Annotated in this window: 11 protein-coding genes; 1 reads left to right on the top strand and 10 read right to left on the bottom strand. The window is 51.0% G+C overall.

Annotation, left to right across the window (positions count from 1 at the left end; all coding sequences use genetic code 11):
- From Q7O77_RS11985 to fkpA, 9 genes are all read right to left on the bottom strand, one after another.
- Positions 1-171, bottom strand: a 171-nt coding sequence (locus Q7O77_RS11985; RefSeq protein WP_304167497.1) for a GTP-binding protein, incomplete at its 3' end; no start/stop codon positions are given.
- Between the two features lie 68 nt (positions 172-239).
- The gene (gene fusA / locus Q7O77_RS11980) at positions 240-2,348 is read right to left on the bottom strand and encodes an elongation factor G (RefSeq protein ID WP_304167494.1); all 2,109 of its coding nucleotides are present in this window, start codon (positions 2,346-2,348) and stop codon (positions 240-242) included.
- 95 nt (positions 2,349-2,443) lie between these two features.
- On the bottom strand, positions 2,444-2,914 hold the full coding sequence (rpsG, locus tag Q7O77_RS11975) for a 30S ribosomal protein S7 (RefSeq protein WP_009111198.1): 471 nt from the start codon (positions 2,912-2,914) through the stop codon (positions 2,444-2,446).
- Positions 2,915-3,010: 96 nt separating this feature from the next.
- Entirely contained in the window at positions 3,011-3,385 is a 375-nt protein-coding gene (rpsL, locus tag Q7O77_RS11970; protein WP_012768095.1) for a 30S ribosomal protein S12, read from the bottom strand.
- 129 nt (positions 3,386-3,514) lie between these two features.
- Positions 3,515-3,802 (bottom strand): sulfurtransferase complex subunit TusB, encoded by a 288-nt coding sequence (gene tusB, locus Q7O77_RS11965; protein ID WP_304167463.1) that lies wholly within the window; start codon positions 3,800-3,802, stop codon positions 3,515-3,517.
- Positions 3,803-3,812: 10 nt separating this feature from the next.
- The gene (tusC, locus tag Q7O77_RS11960) at positions 3,813-4,172 is read right to left on the bottom strand and encodes a sulfurtransferase complex subunit TusC (protein ID WP_304167460.1); all 360 of its coding nucleotides are present in this window, start codon (positions 4,170-4,172) and stop codon (positions 3,813-3,815) included.
- Between the two features lie 14 nt (positions 4,173-4,186).
- The gene (gene tusD / locus Q7O77_RS11955) at positions 4,187-4,576 is read right to left on the bottom strand and encodes a sulfurtransferase complex subunit TusD (protein WP_304167457.1); all 390 of its coding nucleotides are present in this window, start codon (positions 4,574-4,576) and stop codon (positions 4,187-4,189) included.
- A complete protein-coding gene (locus Q7O77_RS11950; RefSeq protein ID WP_304167455.1) occupies positions 4,576-5,298 on the bottom strand; it encodes a transcriptional regulator in 723 nt (240 codons plus the stop codon). Before Q7O77_RS11950 ends, tusD begins: the two co-directional genes overlap by 1 nt.
- Before the next feature lie 545 nt (positions 5,299-5,843).
- Positions 5,844-6,680 (bottom strand): FKBP-type peptidyl-prolyl cis-trans isomerase, encoded by an 837-nt coding sequence (gene fkpA, locus Q7O77_RS11945; RefSeq protein WP_304167452.1) that lies wholly within the window; start codon positions 6,678-6,680, stop codon positions 5,844-5,846.
- A 215-nt stretch (positions 6,681-6,895) separates the two neighbouring features.
- On the opposite strand from fkpA, the gene Q7O77_RS11940 reads away from it, so the two are divergent.
- Positions 6,896-7,114 carry a SlyX family protein gene (locus tag Q7O77_RS11940; RefSeq protein WP_085652587.1) on the top strand — a complete coding sequence of 73 codons (219 nt, stop codon included), beginning with the start codon at positions 6,896-6,898 and terminating at the stop codon, positions 7,112-7,114.
- Positions 7,115-7,123: 9 nt separating this feature from the next.
- Here the strand turns inward: Q7O77_RS11940 and Q7O77_RS11935 are convergent.
- Positions 7,124-7,609, bottom strand: a 486-nt coding sequence (locus Q7O77_RS11935; protein WP_304167448.1) for a helix-turn-helix transcriptional regulator, incomplete at its 5' end; no start/stop codon positions are given.

The raw sequence follows: 7,609 nt of genomic DNA, 5'->3' as shown, positions 1-7,609 counted from the left end.
TTTTTCTTCCGGCGCGTTATCGATCTGGTCGAATGCGCGAGCAGCACCGCCGTAGGTTTTAGCCAGTACGGTAGTGATAGCTGCGGTCAGAGTAGTTTTACCATGGTCAACGTGGCCGATAGTACCGACGTTGAGATGGGGTTTTGTACGTTCAAATTTTTCTTTAGACACGGCGATATTCCTTACTCGAATGCCCCCTCCGCACGGAGAGGGCACGGGATCAATATGTTAAACCCGGATTATTTACCACGGGCTTCGATAACGGTCTGAGCAACGTTGTTCGGTGCTTCAGCGTACTTCAGGAACTCCATGGAGTAAGAAGCACGACCCTGAGTCTGCGAACGCAGGTCAGTAGCATAACCAAACATTTCTGACAACGGAACCTGGGCACGAATAGTCTTGCCGGTAGCGGTGTCTTCCATACCTTCGATGATGCCACGACGACGGTTAAGGTCACCGATTACATCACCCATGTAGTCTTCTGGCGTTTCTACTTCAACCTTCATTACCGGCTCAAGCAGAACAGGCTTCGCACGTTTAAACGCTTCTTTAAACGCGATGGAAGCAGCCAGCTTAAACGCCAGTTCAGAGGAGTCGACGTCATGGTAAGAACCGAAGTGCAGACGCACTTTGATATCCACAACAGGGTAACCCGCCATCGGACCAGCTTTCAGCTGTTCCTGAATACCTTTGTCAACGGCCGGGATGTATTCACCAGGAATCACACCACCTTTGATTTCGTTAACAAATTCGTATCCGTCACCACCTGGCTCCAGCGGCATCATGTCGATAACGACATGACCGTACTGACCACGACCACCAGACTGTTTAGCATGTTTACCTTCAACATCCTTCACGGTGTCACGGATGGTTTCACGGTAAGCAACCTGCGGTTTACCGATGTTAGCTTCCACGTTGAATTCGCGACGCATACGGTCAACGATGATTTCAAGGTGCAGCTCACCCATACCAGCGATGATGGTCTGGTTTGACTCTTCGTCAGTCCATACGCGGAATGACGGGTCTTCTTTCGCCAGACGGCCCAGAGCCAGACCCATTTTTTCCTGGTCAGCTTTGGTTTTCGGTTCTACGGCGATAGAAATAACCGGTTCCGGGAACTCCATACGTTCCAGGATGATCGCGTTATCAGGATCACACAGCGTATCACCAGTAGTTACGTCTTTCAGACCGATAGCAGCAGCGATGTCGCCTGCACGAACTTCTTTGATCTCTTCACGCTTGTTAGCGTGCATCTGTACGATACGACCAAAACGTTCGCGAGCTGATTTCACAGAGTTCAGCACGGTATCACCGGAGTTAACCACACCGGAGTAAACGCGGAAGAACGTCAGGTTACCAACAAACGGGTCGGTAGCGATTTTGAACGCCAAGGCAGCAAACGGTTCTTTGTCATCGGAATGACGCACAGCCGGAGTGTCTTTACCATCGTCCAGAATACCGCTGATCGGCGGAACTTCTGTCGGCGCTGGCAGGTAATCAATAACCGCATCCAGCATTGCCTGAACACCTTTGTTCTTGAACGCAGAACCACAGGTAACCAGAATGATTTCGTTGTTCAGAACGCGCTGACGCAGTGCTTTCTTGATTTCTTCTTCGGTCAGTTCTTCACCGCCGAGGTATTTATCCATCAGCTCTTCAGAAGCTTCAGCAGCAGACTCGATCAGATTCTGGTGCCATTCCTGGGCCAGTTCTTCCATGTCAGCCGGGATGTCTTCATAAGTGAAGGTGACACCCTGATCTGCTTCGTTCCAGTTGATGGCTTTCATTTTCACCAGGTCAACAACACCAGTGAAGTGCTCTTCAGCACCGATAGCCAGCTGAAGCGGAACCGGATTCGCACCCAGACGGGTTTTGATCTGGTTTACCACTTTCAGGAAGTTCGCGCCCATGCGGTCCATTTTGTTAACGAACGCGATGCGCGGAACATGATATTTGTTAGCCTGACGCCATACGGTTTCAGACTGCGGCTGAACACCACCTACCGCACAGTAAACCATTACCGCGCCATCCAGTACACGCATGGAACGTTCAACTTCGATAGTGAAGTCAACGTGCCCCGGGGTGTCGATGATGTTGATACGATGTGGTTCATACTGCTTGGCCATACCAGACCAGAAGGCAGTCGTCGCCGCGGAGGTGATAGTGATACCACGCTCCTGCTCCTGCGCCATCCAGTCCATGGTGGCAGCGCCGTCATGAACTTCACCGATTTTATGGTTCACACCTGTGTAGAACAGAATACGTTCAGTGGTGGTGGTCTTACCGGCGTCGATGTGTGCACTGATACCGATATTACGGTAGCGTGCAATGGGTGTTGTACGAGCCATTTGTTTCCTCTATTCCTAGGGCGTTCAAAGTAGTAAAAAACCCAAACGGGTTAGCCTTTGAGGCGCCCGCTGGGTTATTAACATCTACGCCGGTATTACCAGCGGTAGTGAGCGAACGCCTTGTTGGCTTCAGCCATACGGTGAACGTCTTCACGTTTTTTAACAGCAGTGCCTTTGTTTTCTGCTGCATCGGAAAGTTCGTTCGCCAGGCGCAAAGCCATGGATTTATCACCGCGTTTACGAGCAGCTTCTACGATCCAACGCATTGCCAGGGCATTACGACGAACCGGACGTACTTCAACTGGTACCTGATAAGTAGAACCACCAACACGGCGAGACTTAACTTCGACAGTCGGACGCACGTTGTCCAGAGCTACTTCAAAGGCTTCCAGGTGGTCTTTACCAGAACGCTGAGCCAGGGTCTCCAGCGCGGTATAGACGATTGCTTCTGCAGTAGATTTTTTACCATCTACCATCAGGATATTTACAAATTTGGCCAGTAATTCAGATCCGAACTTAGGATCCGGCAGAATTTTACGCTGACCAATGACGCGACGACGTGGCATGGAAATACTCCGTTGTTAATTCAGGATTGTCCAAAACTCTACGAGTTTAGTTTGACATTAAAGTTAAAACGTTTGGCCTTACTTAACGGAGAACCATTAAGCCTTTGGCTTCTTCACGCCGTATTTGGAACGGGATTGCTTACGGTCTTTAACACCTGAGCAGTCCAGCGCGCCACGAACGGTGTGGTAACGCACACCCGGCAAGTCTTTAACACGACCGCCGCGGATCAGGATCACGGAGTGCTCCTGCAGGTTATGACCTTCACCACCAATGTAGGAGGTAACTTCAAAACCGTTAGTCAGACGAACACGGCAAACTTTACGCAGTGCGGAGTTCGGTTTTTTCGGGGTGGTGGTATATACACGAGTACATACGCCACGTTTCTGCGGGCATGCTTCCAGCGCTGGAACGTTGCTTTTAGCAACCTTCAGAGAGCGCGGTTTGCGTACCAGCTGGTTAATTGTTGCCATTCAAAAAGCTCCTGGGTTTTGCTTCGTAAACACGTAATAAATCGTCTCGTACTCGCGCAAGGCAAAGTATAAGGACGCAGAATTTTAGGGCTGCCCGGATGAGGAGTCAAGAAATATACAAAAATACCACTACCAGGCCATCTGTCCGGAATGCTGGGCCGTCAGTTTAACAAAGTCATTATAGCCAATTAACACCACCTTGCTCGAAATTTGAGCAACCATTCCTCGCGCCATAACATCTTCTTTCAAGGCATAAACGGGAACGCCTACCGCCAATATCGGCCTGAGCATCGCAGCATTGGCCAGCGCCCCTGAGACCCCATCCTGAAACAGAAGAACGGCGTCTTCGCTTCCGACATTGCGCAGCATGGCATCCAAATCGATCTGGTAGGGGGAGCGAGACAGCGTATGCAACATAGACAACTCTCTAGAAGGTGAGGACGGTATCGTAGGTTTTCAACGTCTGGGCCAATAATTCTGGCGACTGTATTTCCACCGGTAGCACCCACTGAGTGTCTTTTGAAAGACCGCGCTGCTGCAAAGCCTGTTCGCAAACATAGCACTGCTCAACGTCGTACAGCGGCAGGACACCAAAGGTCGCGATGTAGTCGCGCATGAGAATAACGTCTGGCTGCTGGCTTGGCAGGAGCTGCAAGACACCGTCAGCGACGAAGAACACGCCGATGTCTTCCGTCAACGCCGACATCGCCAAAAGCGCATCCAACCCTTCTCTGCCTGAAGCGCTGCCGTGGGGGGAATGGGTAAAAACAAAAGCGACACGTTTCATAGCATGAGCCCCCGTTAAAACTGTACGACCCGGTCGCAGGTCAGTACGGATTGAGCCAGTTCGCCCAGACCACTCAGGCTGAATCCCGGTTGCAGATTCGCGCCAGCCAGTTTCAGCTGAGTCGCCTGCTCGCTATCGGTGACACCGCGACGCAACGCAGCCGCGACGCAGACGTTCAACGCGATTTGATGCTCCTCGTGCAGTTGTTGCCAGGCGCGCACGACGTCAAATTCATCACTAGCCGGTGAGGTCAATTGGTTCGCGTTGAGCACGCCTTCCCGATAGAAAAAGACGCTTTTAAGCTGATAGCCTTCGGCCAACAGCGCCTGTGCAAACTGCAGTGCGCTGCTAGACTGCTGGGTGCCGTATGCCGGTCCGGTAACCAGCAGACAGTAGGTCAACATTAGCGATCGTGCCCGCTGAGGTCGCCGCTCTTGAACTGGCGGATATAGAGATACACGGTGTGCTTAGAGATATTCAACCGATCGGCAACCTGATTGATGGCATCCTTGATATCGAAAATCCCTTTCTCATAAAGGTTGAGCACAATCTGTCGGTTCTTGGCGTTATTGGAAACGTTGCGGTCGTTGTTCACTTCTTCAATAGTGAACTCCAGCGTTTGCGTGACCAGGTCTTCCACTGAAGAGGCGAAGTTAACGGAGGATGCCACCGCTTTAATCTCAGGCGGCATAAATGTCTGCATGATTTGCGAGAACGGCACGTCCAGATTCATGTTGATACACAGCAGCCCAATCACACGTTGTTCACGGTTACGAATAGCGATAATGATTGATTTCATCAGCATGCCGCTTTTGGCGCGAGTGAAATACACTTGTGACACGCTGCTATCTTCACCGGCCATATCATGCACCATCCGTAGCGCCATATCGGTGATAGGCGAACCAATCTTACGCCCGGTATGCTCGCCGTTCGCGATACGTACCGCGGAACATTTTAAATTTTCCAGCGAATGCAGCACGACTTCGCAGTGTTCACCGATTAGCATCGCTAAACCATCAACGACGGCTTCATACGACTTCAGGATTTCGTAATCCGTTTGGGAAAACGGACGTTCATCCAGCAAATCAAGGTCATTCGACTCTGCTGAAAGAAGCGAACTAGACATGGCAAACACCACCTTCAATGTCATTCAATTTATCGTATTGACAGGAGGGATAGTCTAACAAAAGTCCTCTCTCTCGTCCCTGAAATTCGCGGCGTCATACCGAAAGGCTGATGCGATAAGACCGCCATGATACCTGCATTCATCAGCCTTTTTCGCCCGACAAAGGCAGATGTAACAAACGGGGGGATCAGCTAAGGATTGGCTACCGCGCTGGAGCAGTATAACGTCTGCGGAGGTTTTTGCCGCCTTTATCACATGTAGGAGAAAGATCGTTGAGGCGCATCACGGTGCCTCAATCCAATGACGGAAGATAAAACGCCATTCCGCATGTTATGTCGATGGCTGACATCACCGTGAACGTGGGCGATAGTTTGCTTCTGCTTATCGAAATTCACTATTTGCGACAAACGCTTACCATCAACTCTACGTCACGTTCACGCGAGGTGGGATTTAAAGGTACTCAAACCTTGGCACCCACAGGCGCTGCTCTCACACATAAAAAAACCGCAGGATGACCTGCGGTTTTTCGTGGTAAAGCGTTTGTATTACTTAGCGCTTGGCTGAGCTGCTTTCTCGTCAGCTGGTTTTTCAGCTTTAGCAGCATCGGCCGCTTTAGCTTCCGCTTCAGATTTGATATCCAGCAGTTCTACGTCGAATACCAGCGTAGAGTTGGCCGGAATACCCGGTACGCCGGTTTCACCGTAAGCCAGTGCCGGCGGGATGACCATTTTAATCTTGCCGCCTTTCTTCAGGTGCTTAAGACCTTCGGTCCAACCCGGAATGACGCCGTCCAGACGGAAAGAAAGTGGCTCACCGCGTTTGTAGGAATTGTCGAACTCAGTACCGTCGACCAGCGTACCTTTGTAGTTCACCACGACGGTATCACTATCTTTCGGCGCAGCGCCCGTTCCTTCCTTCTCTACCTGATAAAGCAGGCCGGAGTTGGTTTTCTTCACGCCTTTTTCTTTGGCGAAGGTATCGCGGTATTTAGTGCCTTTGTCCGCGTTCTCTTTCGCATCTTGCTTCATTTTGGTCTTAGCCGCTTCTTTCACACGGCCTTCAAAAGACTGCAGCGTTTTTTCGATTTCTTCGTCAGACAGTTTGCTCTTGTCAGCAAACGCGTCCTGCACGCCTTGGATCAGCTGTTCTTTGTCCAGCTTAATACCCAATTTTTCTTGCTCTTTCAGGGAATTATCCATGTAACGCCCCAGAGAGGCACCCAACGCGTAAGCCGCAGCCTGTTCATCGTTGTTGAATTTTGCTGTTGTCGTACTCGTCGTGCTGCTATCGGACGCTTTTGCTGTCTCCGCGGCCATTGCGCCGGTATTCAGAGCCAGTGTCATCGTGGTCGCTAACAGCGTTACTTTAAACAGTGATTTCATCCATCTCTCCAGCATCCGAGACCCGATAGATCCCGGTAATCATTTAAAAAGTCGAAACTACTATAGCTGCGTGTACGGAGACATTACAACGAACACACCACTATCTTCGATAAAATTCCCTTATGCGCTTATTGCGCCCTACTCGGACCATTTTTACTACCAGAAGTTTCCGCTTTCTGACAAACTCTACCGCTGACCGTCTGGGAGGAAGTCACATGTCGCAGCAATTACTCGAACAGCGCCTTGAACTGCTGGAAAGCCGCATCGCATTTCAGGAGATAACGATTGAGGAGCTGAACCAAACCGTGGTCCAGCACGAACTGGAAATGGCCAAGGTGCGTGAACAGCTGCACTTATTGGTTGATAAACTGAAAGCGACGGCGCCGTCACTGATTGCCTCGCAGTCTGAAGAAACACCGCCGCCGCACTACTGAAATGCCGGGCTAAGCCTTACGCCACTGCCGCGGACTGATGCCGAACCAACGGCGAAATGCCCGGGAAAAAGCACTCACCTCCGAGTACCCCAGTAAAAAAGCCATTTCAGAAATTGAGAGCTGTCGCTGCTGCAAATAGTGCGTCGCCATTTCGCAGCGCACCTTTTCCACCAGCTGAGTGAAATTGATCCCCGCATCTTTCAACCTCCGCTGCAGCGACCAGCTCGACAAACCGATATTTTCCGCCACCTCTTCCAGCGAAGGCTCTCCCTGCGAAAGCACCTGACGCAGCTGGGCGCGCGCCATATCCACCACGCTCTGTTGCTGCACGTCGCTGTTCAACTGCCGCAGAGAATCTTGCACCACCAACAGCAGTAACGGATCGTGATCCGGCATGGCTTTGAGCAAATCGCGCTTGGGGATCAACAGCGAGTTGAATGGCTGATCGAAGTAGACCGGGGCATCAAACACTTTGCAGTGCTCATGCCACTGTTC

This window comes from Lonsdalea britannica, assembly GCF_946477055.1.
Lineage (GTDB): Bacteria > Pseudomonadota > Gammaproteobacteria > Enterobacterales > Enterobacteriaceae > Lonsdalea > Lonsdalea britannica_A.
Note: the sequence above shows the minus strand (reverse complement) of the source record. Positions and strands in the feature narration are given on the sequence as shown.